General features: G+C 71.0%; 14 protein-coding genes and 1 pseudogene. 7 read left to right on the top strand and 8 right to left on the bottom strand.

Features of this window, described 5'->3' with window-relative positions:
* Positions 1–16: 16 nt before the first annotated feature.
* The gene (locus AB0L75_RS03395) at positions 17–1,210 is read right to left on the bottom strand and encodes a transposase (RefSeq protein ID WP_365174660.1); all 1,194 of its coding nucleotides are present in this window, start codon (positions 1,208–1,210) and stop codon (positions 17–19) included.
* Positions 1,211–2,015: 805 nt separating this feature from the next.
* Between AB0L75_RS03395 and AB0L75_RS03390 the strand changes: the two genes are divergently transcribed.
* On the top strand, positions 2,016–2,570 hold the full coding sequence (locus tag AB0L75_RS03390; protein WP_365174658.1) for an LmbU family transcriptional regulator: 555 nt from the start codon (positions 2,016–2,018) through the stop codon (positions 2,568–2,570).
* Between the two features lie 127 nt (positions 2,571–2,697).
* On the opposite strand, the gene AB0L75_RS03385 is transcribed toward AB0L75_RS03390, so the two are convergent.
* Both AB0L75_RS03385 and AB0L75_RS03380 read right to left on the bottom strand, forming a co-directional pair.
* Complete coding sequence (locus AB0L75_RS03385) at positions 2,698–3,342, bottom strand: FMN-binding negative transcriptional regulator (RefSeq protein ID WP_365174655.1); 645 nt, start codon at positions 3,340–3,342, stop codon at positions 2,698–2,700.
* Positions 3,343–3,641: 299 nt separating this feature from the next.
* Positions 3,642–4,235 (bottom strand): TetR/AcrR family transcriptional regulator, encoded by a 594-nt coding sequence (locus tag AB0L75_RS03380; protein ID WP_365174652.1) that lies wholly within the window; start codon positions 4,233–4,235, stop codon positions 3,642–3,644.
* A 141-nt stretch (positions 4,236–4,376) separates the two neighbouring features.
* Here AB0L75_RS03380 and AB0L75_RS03375 point away from each other — a divergent pair.
* Positions 4,377–4,588 (top strand): annotated as a pseudogene (locus AB0L75_RS03375) (2,4-dienoyl-CoA reductase); the annotation flags it as partial.
* 225 nt (positions 4,589–4,813) lie between these two features.
* Here the strand turns inward: AB0L75_RS03375 and meaB are convergent.
* The 4 genes from meaB to AB0L75_RS03355 all read right to left on the bottom strand — a co-directional run bounded on the left by meaB (position 4,814) and on the right by AB0L75_RS03355 (position 10,394).
* Positions 4,814–5,818: a methylmalonyl Co-A mutase-associated GTPase MeaB gene (gene meaB, locus AB0L75_RS03370; RefSeq protein WP_365174650.1), complete on the bottom strand. Its 1,005-nt coding sequence runs from the start codon at positions 5,816–5,818 to the stop codon at positions 4,814–4,816.
* Between the two features lie 7 nt (positions 5,819–5,825).
* The gene (scpA, locus tag AB0L75_RS03365; protein WP_365174647.1) at positions 5,826–8,000 is read right to left on the bottom strand and encodes a methylmalonyl-CoA mutase; all 2,175 of its coding nucleotides are present in this window, start codon (positions 7,998–8,000) and stop codon (positions 5,826–5,828) included.
* On the bottom strand, positions 8,000–9,799 hold the full coding sequence (locus AB0L75_RS03360; RefSeq protein WP_365174644.1) for a methylmalonyl-CoA mutase family protein: 1,800 nt from the start codon (positions 9,797–9,799) through the stop codon (positions 8,000–8,002). The genes scpA and AB0L75_RS03360 overlap by 1 nt, the downstream gene beginning before the upstream one ends.
* 85 nt (positions 9,800–9,884) lie before the next feature.
* A complete protein-coding gene (locus AB0L75_RS03355; protein WP_365174641.1) occupies positions 9,885–10,394 on the bottom strand; it encodes a MarR family transcriptional regulator in 510 nt (169 codons plus the stop codon).
* Between the two features lie 118 nt (positions 10,395–10,512).
* Here AB0L75_RS03355 and AB0L75_RS03350 point away from each other — a divergent pair, with 118 nt between their 5' ends.
* Positions 10,513–11,028: a YceI family protein gene (locus AB0L75_RS03350; RefSeq protein ID WP_365174888.1), complete on the top strand. Its 516-nt coding sequence runs from the start codon at positions 10,513–10,515 to the stop codon at positions 11,026–11,028.
* Between the two features lie 12 nt (positions 11,029–11,040).
* On the opposite strand, the gene AB0L75_RS03345 is transcribed toward AB0L75_RS03350, so the two are convergent.
* Positions 11,041–12,747, bottom strand: coding sequence for a hypothetical protein (locus tag AB0L75_RS03345; RefSeq protein WP_365174885.1), 1,707 nt, complete (start codon positions 12,745–12,747; stop codon positions 11,041–11,043).
* A 251-nt stretch (positions 12,748–12,998) separates the two neighbouring features.
* On the opposite strand from AB0L75_RS03345, the gene AB0L75_RS03340 reads away from it, so the two are divergent.
* The 4 genes from AB0L75_RS03340 (at position 12,999) to AB0L75_RS03325 (ending at position 16,532) form a co-directional block, all read left to right on the top strand.
* Positions 12,999–13,418 (top strand): cell division protein SepF, encoded by a 420-nt coding sequence (locus AB0L75_RS03340; protein WP_365174639.1) that lies wholly within the window; start codon positions 12,999–13,001, stop codon positions 13,416–13,418.
* An 876-nt stretch (positions 13,419–14,294) separates the two neighbouring features.
* Positions 14,295–15,488 (top strand): ATP-binding protein, encoded by a 1,194-nt coding sequence (locus AB0L75_RS03335; protein WP_365174637.1) that lies wholly within the window; start codon positions 14,295–14,297, stop codon positions 15,486–15,488.
* Entirely contained in the window at positions 15,485–15,853 is a 369-nt protein-coding gene (locus tag AB0L75_RS03330) for a nucleotide pyrophosphohydrolase (RefSeq protein WP_365174635.1), read from the top strand. Before AB0L75_RS03335 ends, AB0L75_RS03330 begins: the two co-directional genes overlap by 4 nt.
* Positions 15,854–16,019: 166 nt before the next feature.
* Entirely contained in the window at positions 16,020–16,532 is a 513-nt protein-coding gene (locus AB0L75_RS03325; protein ID WP_365174632.1) for a DUF6099 family protein, read from the top strand.
* Positions 16,533–16,534 lie beyond the last annotated feature (2 nt).

Raw genomic sequence — 16,534 nt, 5'->3', positions numbered from 1 at the left:
GCCGCGTGCCGTGCCGCTACGGCACTCGCTGTGCCGTGTCGCGGGACGGCACAGCGGTGAGTCCGTGCAGGCGCCCGTAGGTGTACGCGGCCGAGACGAGGGCCATGTGGTGGTACCAGCCGGGGAACGAGCGCCCCTCGAAGTCCAGCAGTCCGAAGTCCTGCTCCATGGAAGCGATCGCGTCCGTCGTGCCGGTGTTCAGCGCGGCGATCGAGCCGACCTCCGCGAGGGTGTCGTGCGCGAGGCTGGTGAGCCACAGCGGACCCGGGGCCTGGGTGGGGTCCACTTCGGTGAAGAGCCGGTAGGGAGGTCCGGGGGAGCGCCCCTGGGAGCCGCCCGGCAGATAGACCAGCGATGTCTGGAGGTGGGTGATGCGCCGTCGTCCGTCGGGCAGCGGGACGACGGCCGTCTCCAGGCTCTGCGCGGAGACCAGGGTCCTCGCGCTCACCGGTGCCGAGGCGCCCTCGCCGGCGGGCAGCACCGCCAGGTGCGGCGGCACCGCTACGACGAAGTCCCGGCGGCGCTTGGCGAGTCCGAACAGCAGGTGCCCCACGTCGGGTTCGTCGCTCATGTCGACGAGGACGACGGAGGACGTGGAGTGCGTGCGGGCCGACAGCCGGTCGACGAGTCGGAGCGTGTGCGCCCACAGCGGCCGGTACTGCTCGGCGTCCGGTATGCGTGCGTCCCTGCGCCGCCCGGAGTCCTGCGTCCAGGTCGTCGGCAGGTGCAGGCACCAGTCGACGGGAACCTGCGCGTCGCCCAGGCACAGAAAAGAGCCCAGTCCCAGCTGGCAGTTGAGGGTGCGGCCCGAGGAGAGGTCGAAGTAGCGGTGGACACCCACCGACCGGTCACCGCGCTTGGGCAGGACGGCCCGGCCGAGGGACCACACGGGGTCGGGTCGTCGGCCGGCCACCCAGTGGGTGAGTTCCTCCATGATCTCATCGAAGTCCCACGGACTGAGACTCACGAACTGGCGCAGCGACTGCACGACGGACGGGTCGTGGGAGACCGCGGTGGCAAGCCGGCGCACCGACTTCTTGCCCGACGTGACGAGCAGCGCTTTCAGATAGGCGTGCGCCCACTTGCGTTGATCGACCCGACGTAAGCTCTTGAAGATCGTGCTGCTGAAATGGTCCAGAGGCAAGTCCGAGTTGCTGGCGTACGTCGCGTCCTGTGAAGTCGACGACGTGTCCGCTTGGGTCAGGTGCATGCCGCAATAACTCCCCCGACGTTACTGAGCGTTGTGCAGAGAGAGTGTAGGTCGCCGTCCAGCGTGGCACCACTGCCGGTGGCTGGATGACTTGTTGTGGCGCCTCGAGTGGCACATCGCCTCGCGGGCGCCTGGCGACAGGATGAAGGCTGGATTCCGCTGATGTCGCCAAGAGGTAAGCTACTCGGTCTCAACGGCGGTGGTGATCTCGGTACTTCGCAGCCGTGGGGCTATGACCTGCAAGGATGTCAGGTGTGTGGGCCCTGTCGAGGCAGTGGCGGAAAGGGGCGTGGGTGGCGTCCGGGGATGTCGTGACGCATCGCGGCGCCTGGTCCAGGGTGGCGCCGACCCCACCGGCACACGCAAATCACGCCAAGAAGTGGACTAGACCACTGAGGGAGCGTGTGTTCGAACTCTGCAAAGTAGTGCTCGATGGCGCCAAGATCCTTGAACTGGTATCGATGTCAGGATCTACTCGAGAGCGCGGCAGTTGGCCATACCGACCTCAATGAGTAACCGAGCAATGCTCAGTTCATTCGAGGTTCATTCAAGTCGGGCGCACTACTCTGCGTGCGGTGGTCGCTGCGTGCCAAAAAACGGGGTGAACGCGCTTTCTTTATTCGATGAGGGTACCGCGGAGCCGCCCAGTCGATACGCGCGTTGATACGGAGGCGTGATGATGAATCAGGTCGAGGACTGCAAAGACTCCAAGGCGCTCTTGTTCGGCAGGACCGCAGAGGCTGTGTCGAGAACCCAAAGAGTCAGCGGGGTGGAGGCGCGACGCGATCAAGTACTCACCACGAAGGTGGGGTTGCATATACCCACGGGGCTCGCCTTCGAGGAGTGGGAGAAGGCCGGACGCCAGCTCTCCGGGCTGCTCAACTCGTCGTCCTGGTGGCTCGGAGACTGGCTCGTGTACGGAAAGGACCACTACCAGGACCGCTATGAACGCGGCATCCGCGCGGCCGGGCTGCAGTACCAGACGCTGCGCAACTACGCCTGGGTCTCCCGGCGGTTCGAGCTGCACCGGCGGCGGCCCGCGCTCAGCTTCCAGCACCACGCCGAGCTGGCGTCGCTGCCGGCCGACGAGCAGGAATCCTGGCTCGATCGCACCGAGCGGATGAAGTGGAGCACCAAGCAACTGCGCAACGCCATCCGGGCCCAGCGCGAGGGCACCTCGGAGCAGTCGGACGCCGTGGCGGCGACGCGCCGGCTCGCCGTGCCCGACAACCGGCTTCAGTGGTGGCACAAGGCGGCGGCCCAAGCCGGCACCGAGTTGGGGGAGTGGGTGATGGCCACGCTCGACGCCGCTGCCGACCAGGTACTGAAGGAGGCTGACGGGCAACCGCCGCTCGCCTGACCGGTTCATCGGTACCGGCTGCTGCGACGGTCGCGCCGGAGACGGGCGGGGGAGTCCGTCCGGGGCGGTGAAGTCACGGGGTCCGCACTCGTCAAGGGGTGCGGACCCCGAGTCGCAGGGAAAGCCATTACGGCAGACGGTTCATGAGATCCGCTGTCTGTTCGTGCCGGGTGCATCCGCGTCCGGCGAACGACTTCACCACCCGCTCGCGCACCTCGGGGCGCTGTTCCTGGCTGAGTTTGAACATTCCCTCGGCCTTGGTCACCTGGACGCGGAAGGCGCCGACGTCGGGCACTATCTTGCGGAAATACTCAAGGGATTCGGTCATGTCCCAGCTGTCGCCGAATTTCCCCTCGTAGGCCCGCACCGTCGCCTTTACGACATCCAGCGTCTCCTCCAGCGACTCGATCTTCTCCACCACTCCGTGTACGTGCACCGAGGTGAAGTTCCAGGTCGGGGCGGCGGGCGTGATGTCGTAGACGGTGGGCGAGACATAGGCGTGCGGACCGGTGAACGTCAGCAGGATCACCGTACCCGTGTCCAGTGCCGCCCAGTGCGGATTGTTGCGATTCATGTGGCCCAGCAGCGGCATACCGGCCAGGTCCGGAGCGGCTTGTCCGTCCCACCCGGGCTCGGTGATGACCGGAAGGTGGGTGGCGAACGGCCCGTCGGCGGGAGCCCCGTTGCTGGCCATCAGCGCCAGCGGGTTCCCACGCATCAGATCGACCATCCATGACGCGTCCGGTTCCCGGTAGTGGCTGGGGACGAACATACGGCACTCACCTTTCGTGGTGTGACGGAAACAGGCCTGCCCGGCATCGAGGCCTTGGGGTGCGGCAATGATGCGGCGAATGGTCGACGACACCGCCGTACTGTCCTGTTGGCAGGACAACGGGGTCCTCCATCGTGGCCCGCTGTCGGCTCCGGCGCAATGAAGCGAGGAACCAGACCTGGAAACTCCCGCCGGGAACGGAAAGAAAAGGCCCCATTTAGCGCTCGGGAGTAATTGAAACGCGATGCGGTGACCGAACTGCGGTGCTTTTTGGGTCTGTTGGCGCCGCCGTCGTGGCTTTACCGGGCGTCCTGGCCGCGGGTGGTGAGTACCGCATGGACGGCGGCGCGGACCCTGGCGTCGACGGCGGCGGGGTCGGTGGCGTCGAGTTCGCCGTCCAGGTGCAGGAAGGCCAGGCCGTGGACCAGGGCCCAGACCGCCGTGGCCAGGGCGTCGGGCGCGGTGGCGCCGGGGAAGGTGTTCTGGACCAGTGCGGTGACGTACGCGGAGAAGGTGGCCGTCGCGGCGGCCCGCTCGGCGTCGCCCGGATCGCAGGGCTCCGCGAACATCACCCGGAACAGCGCCGGATGCGCGAGCGCGAACCGGACGTAGGCGACGGCGACGGCGGTCAGGTCGTCCGGGGCCGCCGGTGCCGGGTGCGCCGCGGCCAGGAACCCGGCGAGTTCGCCGTAGCCCTCGCTCGCCACGGCCGTGAGCAGTGCGTCGCGGTCGGCGTAGTGGCGGTAGGGGGCGGTGGGGGAGACACCGGCCCGGCGGGCCACCGCGCGCAGCGACAGCCCCGCGCTGCCGTCCTCCTCCAGCAGCTCCCGGGCCGCACGCAGGCATGCGCCCCGCAGGTCGCCGTGGTGGTACGGGCTGCTCGGCTTCGGCATGGAGCACCTCATGAGGTTGGCGCTGCTTACATTCGCGGCCCCAATGTGAGCGGTGTATACATTCAGCGGGGGAGCGGAGGTCCTGGGCAACCGGATCGCCAAGGCGGCCATGGAGGCAGGGATGGCCGGCGCCGGGCTGTTGCGGCGCGCGCCGAGCAGGCCGGATTCGGCGGCGTGGAGATCCACGCCGCCCACGGCTACCTGCTGTCACAGTTCCTGTGATCGGGCTGCTCGCACCGCTCGGCGTCGACCTGGTCGAGTTGTCCGGCGGCAGTGATGAGAGCCCGGCCATGTCGGGCCGCCCGGCGGACTCCCGCACACAGGCACGCGAGGCCTACTTCCTGGACATGGCGACCGACCCGGTCGCCAGCAGTCCGCTCCCGCTGATGCTGACAGGCGGGATCACCCGGTGGGAGCCCGCCGAGCAGGTGCTCCCCGGCGGCCCGCCCTCGCACTCACCCCCTGGCGCTGGTCCCCCACCAGATGCACCGCCTCGCCCGCGGCGCCGAACCGGCCCCGGCCACCGCGTCCGCCCTACGCCCTCGTCTCCGACCAGGTCGTCCAGCGCCGCGCCCGCCTCAGGCCCCGCCCGGAGGAGCCGTACGCCTCTCGAACGCCTCCAGGATGCGTTCCGCCGCCAGGGTCGCGGTCAACTGGCCCTCCCTGACCTGCCGTTCGAGGTCCGGGGCGGCGTCGCGCACCGCCGGGTCGGCGTGCAGCCGGCCGAGGAGTTCGTCACGGACCATCGCCCAGGTCCAGCCGACCTGCTGATCGCGCCGCTTGGCGGTCAGCCGCCCGGCGGAGTCGAGCAGCGCACGGTGCTGTTCGAGGCGCTCCCAGACCAGTTCGAGGCCTGTCGACTCACGGGCGCTGCAGCTGAGCACCGGCGGAGTCCAGAACGCTTCCTTGCCGTGCATCAGCCGGAGCGCGCCCGCCAACTCCCGTGCCGCACCCCGAGCGTCGCGCTCGTGCGGACCGTCCGCCTTGTTGACGGCGATCACGTCGGCCAGCTCCAGGACGCCCTTCTTGATGCCCTGCAGCTGGTCGCCGGTGCGGGCCAGGGTCAGCAGGAGGAAGGAGTCGACCATGTCGGCGACCGCTGTCTCCGACTGCCCGACTCCGACGGTCTCCACCAGGATCACGTCGTAGCCCGCCGCCTCCATCACGACCATCGACTCCCGTGTCGCCTTCGCGACCCCGCCCAGCGTGCCCGCGCTGGGGGACGGCCGCACGAAGGCGTTCGGGTCGACCGCGAGGCGCTCCATCCGGGTCTTGTCACCCAGGATGGAGCCACCGGTGCGCGTCGAGGACGGGTCCACGGCGAGGACGGCGACCCGATGGCCCAGTGAGGTCAGCAGGGTGCCGAACGCGTCGATGAACGTCGACTTACCGACACCCGGCACCCCGCTGATGCCGATCCGCCGCGCCCGGCCGCTGTGCGGAAGGAGCTGTGTCAGCAACTCCTGTGCCAGCGACCGGTGCGCGGGGCGGATGGACTCGACGAGCGTGATCGCACGGGCCACGATCGCCCGCTTTCCGTCGAGCACACCCTTCACATATGCGTCGAGTTCGATCGCTGCCATCGGCGCCCTACAGCTCGTGGCCGAGGTCGGCCGACAGCCGCTTCACCAGGTCGTGCGCCGCGTCCGGGATCACCGTCCCCGGCCCGAACACGTCCGCCGCGCCCATCTCCAGCAGGGTCGGCACGTCCTGCGGCGGGATCACCCCGCCGACCACGACCATGATGTCCTCACGGCCCTCCTCGGCGAGCTTCTCGCGCAGCGCCGGGACGAGCGTCAGATGGCCCGCGGCCAGCGAGGACACACCGACCACATGGACATCCGCCTCGACCGCCTGCCGGGCGACCTCCTCCGGCGTCTGGAACAGCGGGCCGACGTCGACGTCGAAGCCGAGGTCGGCGAAGGCGGTCGCGATCACCTTCTGGCCGCGGTCGTGGCCGTCCTGGCCCATCTTGGCGACCAGGATGCGCGGCCGGCGCCCCTCGGCCTCCTCGAAGGCGTCCACCAGGGCACGGGTGCGGTCCACGTTCGGGGACTGGCCTGCTTCGTTGCGGTACACGCCGGAAATCGTACGGATCTGGCTCGCGTGCCGGCCGTACACCTTCTCCAGTGCGTCGGAGATCTCACCGACGGTCGCCTTGGCGCGGGCCGCGCGCACGGCCAGCTCCAGCAGGTTCTCCTTGCCGTCGGCCGCCCGCGTGAGCGCGTCCAGGGCGTCCTGGCAGGTCCGCTCGTCCCGCTCGGCGCGCAGCCGCCGCAGCTTCTCGATCTGCTGCGCGCGTACGGAGGAGTTGTCGACCTTGAGGACCTCGATCTGCTCGTCGCTGTCCACGCGGTACTTGTTGACGCCGATCACCGGCTGCCGGCCGGAGTCGATCCGGGCCTGCGTACGGGCCGCCGCCTCCTCGACGCGCAGCTTCGGGATGCCGGCGTCGATGGCCTGCGCCATGCCGCCCGCCTGCTCGACCTCCTGGATGTGCTGCCAGGCCTTGCGGGCGAGGTCGTACGTCAGCTTCTCCACGTACGCGCTGCCGCCCCACGGGTCGATGACCCTCGTGGTGCCCGACTCCTGCTGGATGAGCAGCTGGGTGTTGCGGGCGATGCGCGCCGAGAAGTCCGTCGGCAGCGCGAGCGCCTCGTCCAGGGCGTTGGTGTGCAGCGACTGGGTGTGGCCCTGGGTCGCCGCCATCGCCTCCACGGCCGTACGCGTGACGTTGTTGAACACGTCCTGCGCGGTCAGCGACCAGCCCGAGGTCTGCGAATGGGTGCGCAGGGAGAGGGACTTGGAGTTCTGCGGCTCGAACTGCGAGACCAGCTTGGCCCACAGCAGCCGGGCCGCGCGCATCTTGGCGATCTCCATGAAGAAGTTCATGCCGATCGCCCAGAAGAACGAGAGCCGGGGCGCGAACGCGTCCACGTCCAGGCCCGCCTCCCGGCCCGCCCGGATGTACTCGACGCCGTCCGCGAGCGTGTACGCCAGCTCCAGGTCGGCCGTGGCACCGGCCTCCTGGATGTGGTAGCCCGAGATGGAGATCGAGTTGTAGCGGGGCATCCGCTGTGAGGTGTACGCGAAGATGTCGGAGATGATCCGCATCGACGGCTTCGGCGGATAGATGTACGTGTTGCGGACCATGAACTCCTTCAGAATGTCGTTCTGAATGGTTCCGGCCAGCTTCTCGGGCGGTACGCCCTGTTCCTCCGCCGCCACGATGTACAGCGCGAGCACGGGCAGCACCGCGCCGTTCATCGTCATCGACACGGTCATCCTGTCCAGCGGGATCCCGTCGAACAGCTGCCGCATGTCGTAGATCGAGTCGATGGCCACGCCCGCCATGCCGACGTCGCCGGTCACGCGCGGGTGGTCGCTGTCGTAGCCCCGGTGCGTGGGCAGGTCGAAGGCGACCGACAGGCCCTTCTGCCCGGCCGCCAGGTTGCGCCGGTAGAACGCGTTGGACTCCTCGGCGGTGGAGAAGCCCGCGTACTGGCGGATCGTCCAGGGCTGGTTGACGTACATCGTCGGGTAGGGGCCGCGCAGATACGGTGCCATGCCCGGGTAGGTGCCCAGGAAGTCCAGGCCCTCCAGGTCACGGCCGGTGTACAGCGGCTTGACCCCGATGCCCTCCGGGGTCTCCCACAGCGGCGCTTCGCTCCCGGTCGCCCGCTCGACGGCCGCACGCCACTGATCGGCACTGCCGTCGGCGGCCGGCGTCCCCAGCTCGATGCCGGAGAAGTCGGGGATTCCCATCAGGACACTCCCATGCGGTCGAGAGTCGCGGACAGGACGTCGATGGCGTCGCAGCCCGCGAAGACGTACGAGTCGATGCCGGCGTAGTCGCCCCGGCCCGCCAGGAACACCTGCCGGGCGCCGGCCGCGCGCAGCGACTCGGCGGTCTGCGCGGCCTGTTCGGCGTAGCGGGCGTCGCTGGAGCAGAGCACGGCCTCGGTGGCGCCGCTCTCCTCGAAGCTTCCCTCGGTGACCGGCTCGATGCCGCCCGCCTGGAAGAGGTTGGCGGCGAAGGTGGCGCGCGCGGTGTACTCGGCGGCCGAGCCGAGCGTGGCGAGGAAGACGCGGGGGCGGGCGCCGGTCGCCGCGAGATGGGCGTCGGAGCGGGCGCGCAGCTCCTCGTACGCCTCGTCCCGGCGCACCCGAGGCAGCCCGCCGGACGGCGGCTCGGGCGCGGGCTCGCGCTCCACCGGCTTCTCGGCGAGCAGCGGGAACTCGCTGACACCGGTGATGGGTTCGCGCCGCTTGGCGAGCTTCTTGGAGCGCTCCGCCCAGGTCGTCGCGAGGTCGGTGCGCAGCCGGCCGGAGCGCAGTACGGCCGCCTGGCCGCCGTCGCGCTCGATCGAGCGGAAGAACTCCCAGGCCGCGCGGGCGAGTTCGTCGGTCAGCGTCTCGACGTACCAGGAGCCGCCCGCCGGGTCGATGACCCGGGCCAGGTGGGACTCCTCGATGAGGATCGTGGAGGTGTTGCGGGCGATACGGCGGGCGAACGCGTCGGGCAGGCCGAGGGCGTGGTCGAACGGCAGCACGGTGACGGAGTCGGCGCCGCCGACCCCGGCGGCGAGCGTGGCGACGGTCGTGCGGAGCATGTTCACCCACGGGTCGCGGCGGGCCATCATCACGGGCGAGGTCACCGCGTGCTGCACCTGCGCACCCGGGGCCCCGCAGACCTCGGCGACCCGGGCCCACAGCCGGCGCGCGGCGCGCAGCTTGGCGATGGTGAGGAACTGGTCGGCGGTGGCGGCGTAGCGGAACTCCAGCTGCGCGGCGGCCTGTTCGACGCTCAGCCCCGCCGCGGTGAGGTCACGCAGATACGCCACACCGGTGGCGAGCGAGGCGCCCAGCTCCTGCGCGGCCGATCCGCCCGCCTCGTGGTACGGCAGCGCGTCCACGGTCAGCGCGCGCAGACCGGCGTACTGCTCAGCGCAGCGCGCGGCCAGGGCGGCGTACGGCGCGAAGTCCAGCGCGGTGCCGGTACGGGCCTCGTACCCCAGCGGGTCGCTGCCCAGATTGCCGCGTACGGCCGCCGCGTCCACGCCCTTGTCGGCGTACAGCCGCAGCAGCGCCTCGGCGGCCTGCTCGGTGTCCCGGCCCGCGTCCAGGACGACCGGCGCCAGGTCGAGGTAGACGCCCTCCAGCGCCCGGCCCAGCCCGTCGACCGGGATGCCGCCCTCGCCCAGCACGAGCCACAGCGAGGTGCCGCCGTTCTCCAGGTCGGCCAGGGCGGCGTGCTCCGCGAGGGCGGTGTGCCGCTGCCGAACGTCCCAGCCGCCCGCGGTGTTGCCCTCGGGGCGGCCGCCGCGCAGATACGGCGCGAAGCCGGGCAGGCCGGGGTCGGGCGCGTCGTCGCGCGCGGTGTAGAGGGGCCGGGTGCGCAGCCCGTCCTCCAGCGTCGTGGACAGGGCGTCCTCAGCTGCCGCGCCCGAGACTTCCTTGCCCGACTTGCGCAGCACACCTTCGACCAGGCGTTGCCACTGCTCATGCGTCGCGAAAGGGAACTCGGCGGCCAGTGAGAGCCCGTCGTCAGGCAGGACCGTCATGGCTCGGATGCTAGGGCAGGCTGCTTGAGCGCGAGTAAACGACGGCCTGTGAGGTTTCTCCACTTGCGCGTGCGACCTGCGCCGCTCAGTCGCCGGCGGGCTCGCTCTCCAGGTCCGGAAGCTCCGGTACGAGCGCGCACATGGCGGCGCGCTGATCGGGGCCCATGGAGTCGTCGAGGGCCTGCCGGACGGTCCCGGCGAGCAGGGCCGAGGTCTCGCCGAGCAGGTCGCGCGCCTTGTCGGTGAGGGTCACCTGCACGCCGCGCCGGTCGCCGCACACGGACGTGCGGGTGACGAGCCCGGCCCGCTGCAGGCAGGCGATCTGGTAGGTGAGCCGGGTCTTGGGGCGGCCGAGGAGGTCGGCGACCTGGGTCATGCGCAGTCCGGTACGCGGCTGCTCGGCCAGCAGGCACAGGATCAGGAACTCGTCGTGGGAGACGTCGAGGGTCTCCTTCACGACCGAGCGCAGCCGCTGCTCCACGGCGCCCGTGGCGGCCAGCAGGATCATCCACGCCCGCAGCTCGTCGGGCAGCAGCCCGCTCCCTGCGGCGGGACATTCGAACTGGTCGGCGGGGTGCGCGTCGGGTGCGGACATGGGTCGAGTCTACCCGTTGTCCAATTTTGGATGAGTGGGTTGTCCAAATTTGGATGAGGCGCTAGCGTGCTCCTCGTTGAGGTCATCCAAAATTGAACCAATGAGTGGGAGTACGACCATGACCGTCGCCGTGCAGACAGGCACCTGGCAGCTCGACCCCGCCGCGTCCACCGTGGGACTGCGGCACAGGACCATGTGGGGCCTGGTCACCGTGAAGGGCACGTTCACCACCGTCTCGGGCACGGGCGAGGTACGGCCCGACGGCTCGGCGGCCGGCACGGTGACCCTGGACGCCGCCTCCCTGGACACGAAGAGCGCCAAGCGGGACACCCACCTGCGGTCGGCCGACTTCTTCGACGCCGCCAACCACCCGGAGATTACCTTCGCCGTCCGCGCCGCCGACCGCCTCGACGGCGACGGCGTGCGGGTCACCGGTCAGCTGACCGTGCGGGGCATCAGCAGGCCCGTGACCCTCACCGCGCGCCTGACCGACGCGAGCGCCGAGGCGCTCACCCTGGACGCGGAGTTCACCGTGGACCGCGAGCAGTTCGGCATGGGCTGGAACCAGCTGGGCATGATGCGCGGCCTGACCACGGTGACCGCCGGACTCCGCTTCACCCTGACGGCGGGCTGAGCGCCGGCGTGCTCAGCCCTTGATGCCCAGGTCGGCCTGGTTCACATCGATCGTGGAGAGCGTCTGCGGGGTCGCCGTGAAGGCGCGCAGCCGGAAGTGCGTGCTCTTCTTCGCGGGCAGCGGGAACCCGCCCTTGGGCGCCCGCAGCACCACGGTCGCCGTGCTGTGCGCGGGGATCGTGGCCGGGCCGTGCGCCAGCGACCAGTACTTGTCCATGCCCTGGCCGGTCGTCAGCATGTAGTGCGGCGTCAGCGCGGCGCTGCCGGTGTTGGTGACCCGCAGGGTCAGGGTCGACAGGGAGCGCGCCGAGCCGTGCCGGGCGGTGATGTCCATCCGCAGCGGCGGCTTCCCCGTCACCGCGAGCGTCGCGCTCACCAGCGCGGGCAGTACCAGCAGCGCCACGGCCGCGGCCAGCGCGGGCCGGCGCCGCCGGCCCGTCAGCCACTGGGGCCGCGGCTGCCACGCCTGCGAGAAGTCCGACAAGGGCACGGTGATCGCCGCCGCCAGCCACAGCGGCGTCATCATCAGGTAATAGCCGTCCTGGGACCGGGTCGCCAGGTAGAAGGCGCACCAGGGCAGCACGGTCGCGGCCGGGCCCAGCCGCCGTACGAACAGCACGAACAGCGCCAGCAGGGCCGCCGCGAGCAGCATGCTCGCATGGCCGTACCAGTCGAGCCGGTCGCTGCCGTGGGTGAAGTACAGCGAGATGCCGACCAGGCCCTGACCGTGCAGCACCGCGCCCTGGGTCAGCGGCAGGGCGATGCCCTCCAGCCACGGACCGGGCTCGGTCACGATGAAGTACGTGTTGATCAGCAGCCAGGTGAGCACGGCGATCCCGGCGATCCGCAGCACCACCCGCACGGCCTCCCGGCCGCCGAGTTCGCCTCGGCGCACGGCGTAGATCCCGGCCAGCAGGAACGGGGTGACGAACCAGGGGAGTTGCTGGGCCGCGCACGCGGCGCCGAGGCATGCGGCCCGCGCGATCCCGGCGGCGCCCAGCCGGCCCCCGGCGCCGAACCGCGACCAGCGCACCACCACCGGTACCAGCAGGACCAGGCCGACGATCGCCGGGTAGCCCTGGCGGGCGTACATCGGCAGGAAGCTGAAGCCCAGGCAGACCATCGTGGCCGCGGAGCGCCACGGAGCCGGCAGCAGCCGCCACAGCACGACCGTGCCCACGATCAGTACGACCGTCGCCGCCGCCGTCGCCGGGGCGCCGTTGTGGCCGAGCCACAGGAAGGGCGCGGTGAGCAGTGGCGTCAGCGGGGGATAGCCGTACGTGAAGTCGTAGCCGCCGGTCGTCGTCGCCGTCAGGGCGACGCCCTTGATGTGGAAGAGCCACGGCCACGGGTGGTCGTAGACCTGGTGGCCGCCCATCAACTCCTTCGCGGCCTGCGTGGTCAGGACCGCCTCGTCGCCGCCCGCGTGGTTCAGCGCCCAGGTGCACAGGGTGAGCGCGATCGCGGTCACGAGCACGATCACGTCCAGGCGGGCCAGCGAGCGGGCGCGGCGGACGGTCAGCGTCAGCACGCCGGTCACCAGGATCGAGGCGTAGCAGACGGAGATGATCCCGGCGAGGACCAGCTTGTGGGTGGCCGCCTGCGTCCACACCGTGCGCGTGCCGATGAACAGGCTCACGTCGGCGAGCAGTGTCAGCACACGGTGCCACTGCGCGGGAGCCTCATGGACCTCCGGGCGGGCGGCCCGGGCGGTGGACACCGCCGACTGCGTCCGCCGGCCGGCTGTCACCTGCTGTGTTTCTGCCAAGTGCACGGGACCGGACGCTATCGGGGACGCATGAGCAGTCAGTGTCCGGAAGTGAAGAGAACGGTGTGAGCGAGGTAAGAAGCAGGCATATTCGTAAATGTTTCCTAGGTTCGGTCCCGGGGCGGGGCCGATCCGGTCTGTCGCGCACCGTGTCGTTGTTGGGCCGAACGGGTGACTTGGCGTAAGAATTGGCTGGTGCAGGCATGGAACGCGAGTCAGTTCGGGGGGAGCCGGTGAACCGCTACGACGTCACCGATGAACAGTGGGAGGGGCTCGCCCAGGTCGTGCCGCTGCGCGGCCGGGACGCCTGGCCGTCCGCGGTGAACCACCGCTCGCTGCCGGACGCCGAGACGGAGACGCGGCGCCGGTTCGTGGTGCTGCGGGTCAACGTCTTCGCGGACGCCCGGGAGGTCGCCGAGACCCTGATGGCAGGCGCGCCCGTCCTGCTCGACCTGACCGGCGCGGAGACCGAGGTCGCCAAGCGCGTCCTCGACTTCAGCACGGGCGTGGTCTTCGGCCTGGGCAGCGGCATGCACCGCGTCGACCGCAATGTGTTCCTCCTCACCCCACCCGGCACCGAGGTAAGCGGCCTACTGGAGAACGCGGGCGCCTCCGGCGGCTGAACGGGGGCTCGGGGCGGGCGTGGCTGTGCGGGTGCCTCCGGCGGTTGGACCGGCGGGTTCCTGGCGGAGCGGGGCTGCGCGGGTGCCTCCGGCGGCTGATGCGGGGGCTTCAAGCGGGCAGGCTGTGTGGGTTTCTCCGGTGGCTGATGCGGGGGGCTCCAAGCGGGCAGGCAGTGCGGGCGTCGGGCTGTGCGAGTGCCTTTGCCGGTTGGATCGGGGGCTCCGGGCTGAGCGGGGCCGTGCGGGCGTCGTCCGGGGCTGAAGCGGTGGGTTCCTTGCGGAGCGAGGTCGGCTGGGCGTCTTCGGGCTGAGCGGGTTCCTCCGGTGGCTGGATCGAGGGCTCCAGGCGGGCGGATGTGTGGGCGCGTTGGGCTGTGCGGGTGCCTGTGGCGGCTGAGGCGGCGGGTTCCTGGCGGAGCGGGGCTGTGTGGGCGTCGTCCGGGGGCTGAAGCGGCGGGTATCTCGCGGAGCGAGGTCGGCTGGGTGTCGTCGGGCTGAGCGGCGGAGGCGGTGCAGGTGCCTTTCGGCTGCCCGGAGGTGCGCTGGTGGCTTCGTGGGCCGAGCGGGCGGCGCTTGGGGCTGTCTCGGTCCGGCTGGCCGGCCGGTGTGCTCCGGCGGCGGTGGCCGGGGCCGTGTGCGTCGCGCGGCAGGTCCCGTGGATGTCCGTCCGGTCCATGTCGGCCCATGTCGTTCGGCGCCGTTCGGTGCTGTTGGGCGTCGTTCGGTGGGCGGTCGGGGTGTCGGGGCGGTGTCGTCCAGGGAGGGGTACTCGGGCGGGTGGTTCCGGGTTCCGTTGCTGGCCGTCCGTCCCCCGATCGTGGGAAGGCGCGGACGGGAAAACGGTTCGCCGGTGCGGTGGAGTCCTACCGTCCGCACATGGCCGTGCCTTCCGTGTCCGCTGAGTCCCCCGCCGCCGCGTCCGTCGCAACCGTCCCCGCACAGTCCCGGCGTTCCCCCGATCTGCGGGCCCGGATCACCGAGCTGCGGCTGTCGGCGTTCGCGGGGCACCGGCGGGCCGGGTTTCCGCTGGGGTCCGTCACCTTGTTCGCGGGGCCCAGCGGGACGGGGAAGACGACCGCGATCGCGGCGTACGAGGCGCTCGCGCGGCTCGGCGGCGGAGCGTCGCTCCGCGAGGCGTTCCGGGACCCGGTCGCCTGTGTGCCGCAGCGGGCGCGCCCCGATGCCGGCGGACGCCGGGGCTTCAGGATCGGGTGTACGGCCGACGGCGCCGAGGGACCCGTCCGGCTCGACCTCGCCGTACAGGCCGAGCCGGACCTCAGGATCGTGGGCGAGCGGCTGACCGCGGGCGGGGTCGTCCTGCTGGAGACCGCGCTGCGCGACCCCGGGCGCCGGACCGTCCAGGCGGCCTGGCACACCGCGGGCTCCGCCCCGGTGACGCGCGCCCCGCTCCCCGACGACCGCCTCGGCACCGCCCTGCTGCCGCTGCGCGTGGCCGGCAAGACGGACGGGCAGCGGCAGGTGCTCGCCGCGGCCGAGCAGATGGTGGTCGCTCTGCGCTCGGTCTTCGCCTGCGACCCCCGCCCGGAGTGCATGCGCACCCCCGTTCCCACCGGCTCCGGCCGGCTGCTGCCCGGCTGCGACAACCTCGCCGACGTGCTGTGGCGCACCCGCGCCGAGTGCGGCCGCCGGCACGCCCTGCTGGTCGAGGCGGTGCGCGCGGGCTGCGCCGGCCCGGTGGCCGACCTGATCGCCGAACCGCTGCAGGACGGCACCGTACGGGCCCTGCTCGACCGCGGCGACGGCCCGCGCAGCGAACTGGCCCGGCTGGGCGACGGCGAACTGCGCTATCTCGCGCTGACCCTGGTGCTGCTGACCGGACCCGGCGTCCTGGACCTGGACGCCCCGGGCGAGGTGCCCGACGCCCTGCGCAGCCTCACCGTCCTCGCCGACGGCTTCGACCGCTGCCTCGACCCGTGCCAGCGCCGGGAACTGCTGCGGACGGCGGCCCGGATGGGCGAGCGCGGGCACATTCGGTGTGTGGGCGCGGTGAGCGACGCCTCGTGGGCCGCCGGGATCGAGGGTGTCACAGTGGTACACCTGGACGCGTGACGGAACCTCTCGACCTGGCCCGACTCCAGCGCAGGCTCGCCGAGTTCGCGGCCGCGCGGAACTGGCAGCCCTACCACACGCCCAAGAACCTCGCCGCGGCCCTCTCGGTGGAGGCCTCCGAACTGGTCGAGATCTTCCAGTGGTTGACCCCGGAGGAGTCGGCCCGTGTGATGGACGACCCCTCCGCCGCGCACCGCGTCACGGACGAGGTCGCCGACGTCCTCGCCTATCTCCTGCAGTTCTGCGAGGTGCTCGGCGTCGATCCGCTGACCGCTCTCGACGCCAAGATCACCCGCAACGAGCAGCGTTTCCCGGTGCCGGGGCGCGAAGACGGGTCCGAGCGCCGCCAACGGCCGGAATCCTGAACTCCGTTATTACTCTCCGCAATCAATTCGCCTGTAGAATCCGAATTGTTGTCCACAAATTTCCGCCCACCTCTGGCTTTTCGTCCCACGCACCCTCACTCTGGGTAGTGGACAGGTAAGTTCGAGAGGGCGTGCGCGGAGGCACGCGGAAGGACGGGGGCGACGCATGGATGCGGTTCGGCTCATCCTCACAAGCAGGCGTGCGCTGGCGGGCGGCGCCGACGCCCGAGAGATCATGACGGAGGTGTGGCAGGCACAGGCCCTGGCCCAGGCGATCGGCAGCAGGCTCGCGGTCTCCGGCCCGCCGGAGCTGCGCGGCGAGGCGCTCGGCCTGACCGAGCTGGCCGGCCGGGGCTGCGGAGTCCTGGACCCGCCCGAGATCGACCTGGGCGACCTGCGTGCCGCCCAGCTCACCGAGCTGGACGACGCCCGCGAAACCCTGCTCTGCCTCGGGGGTCTGCTCGGCGAGGTCGGCATAGCCCTGGTCGGCCTGGCCAGCGGCGCGGCCGACGAGACGACGTACTGGCAGTGCATGGAGGCCATCGACGCGGCCGACGAGTCCCGCGACCGCGTCATGGAGATGCTGCGCAAGCTGGCGGCGCGGGAGGAGACGTTACGGGACGACGACGGCCACAACAGTCCGAACGGCAACCAGAACAGCCCGTCGGGTGCCCTGTAGAG

The organism is Streptomyces sp. NPDC052101, from assembly GCF_040680235.1.
In the GTDB taxonomy this organism is placed as follows: domain Bacteria; phylum Actinomycetota; class Actinomycetes; order Streptomycetales; family Streptomycetaceae; genus Streptomyces.
This window is presented reverse-complemented; position numbering and strand designations above follow the sequence as displayed.

Excerpts from the sequence above, each read along its gene's own strand:
- AB0L75_RS03395 (WP_365174660.1), bottom strand. The coding sequence starts at position 1,210 with ATGCACCTGACCCAAGCGGACACGTCGTCGACTTCACAGGACGCGACG.
- AB0L75_RS03385 (WP_365174655.1), bottom strand. The coding sequence starts at position 3,342 with ATGTTCGTCCCCAGCCACTACCGGGAACCGGACGCGTCATGGATGGTC.
- AB0L75_RS03380 (WP_365174652.1), bottom strand. The coding sequence starts at position 4,235 with ATGCCGAAGCCGAGCAGCCCGTACCACCACGGCGACCTGCGGGGCGCA.
- meaB (WP_365174650.1), bottom strand. The coding sequence starts at position 5,818 with ATGGCAGCGATCGAACTCGACGCATATGTGAAGGGTGTGCTCGACGGA.
- scpA (WP_365174647.1), bottom strand. The coding sequence starts at position 8,000 with ATGGGAATCCCCGACTTCTCCGGCATCGAGCTGGGGACGCCGGCCGCC.
- AB0L75_RS03360 (WP_365174644.1), bottom strand. The coding sequence starts at position 9,799 with ATGACGGTCCTGCCTGACGACGGGCTCTCACTGGCCGCCGAGTTCCCT.
- AB0L75_RS03355 (WP_365174641.1), bottom strand. The coding sequence starts at position 10,394 with ATGTCCGCACCCGACGCGCACCCCGCCGACCAGTTCGAATGTCCCGCC.
- AB0L75_RS03350 (WP_365174888.1), top strand. The coding sequence starts at position 10,513 with ATGACCGTCGCCGTGCAGACAGGCACCTGGCAGCTCGACCCCGCCGCG.
- AB0L75_RS03340 (WP_365174639.1), top strand. The coding sequence starts at position 12,999 with ATGGAACGCGAGTCAGTTCGGGGGGAGCCGGTGAACCGCTACGACGTC.
- AB0L75_RS03335 (WP_365174637.1), top strand. The coding sequence starts at position 14,295 with ATGGCCGTGCCTTCCGTGTCCGCTGAGTCCCCCGCCGCCGCGTCCGTC.
- AB0L75_RS03325 (WP_365174632.1), top strand. The coding sequence starts at position 16,020 with ATGGATGCGGTTCGGCTCATCCTCACAAGCAGGCGTGCGCTGGCGGGC.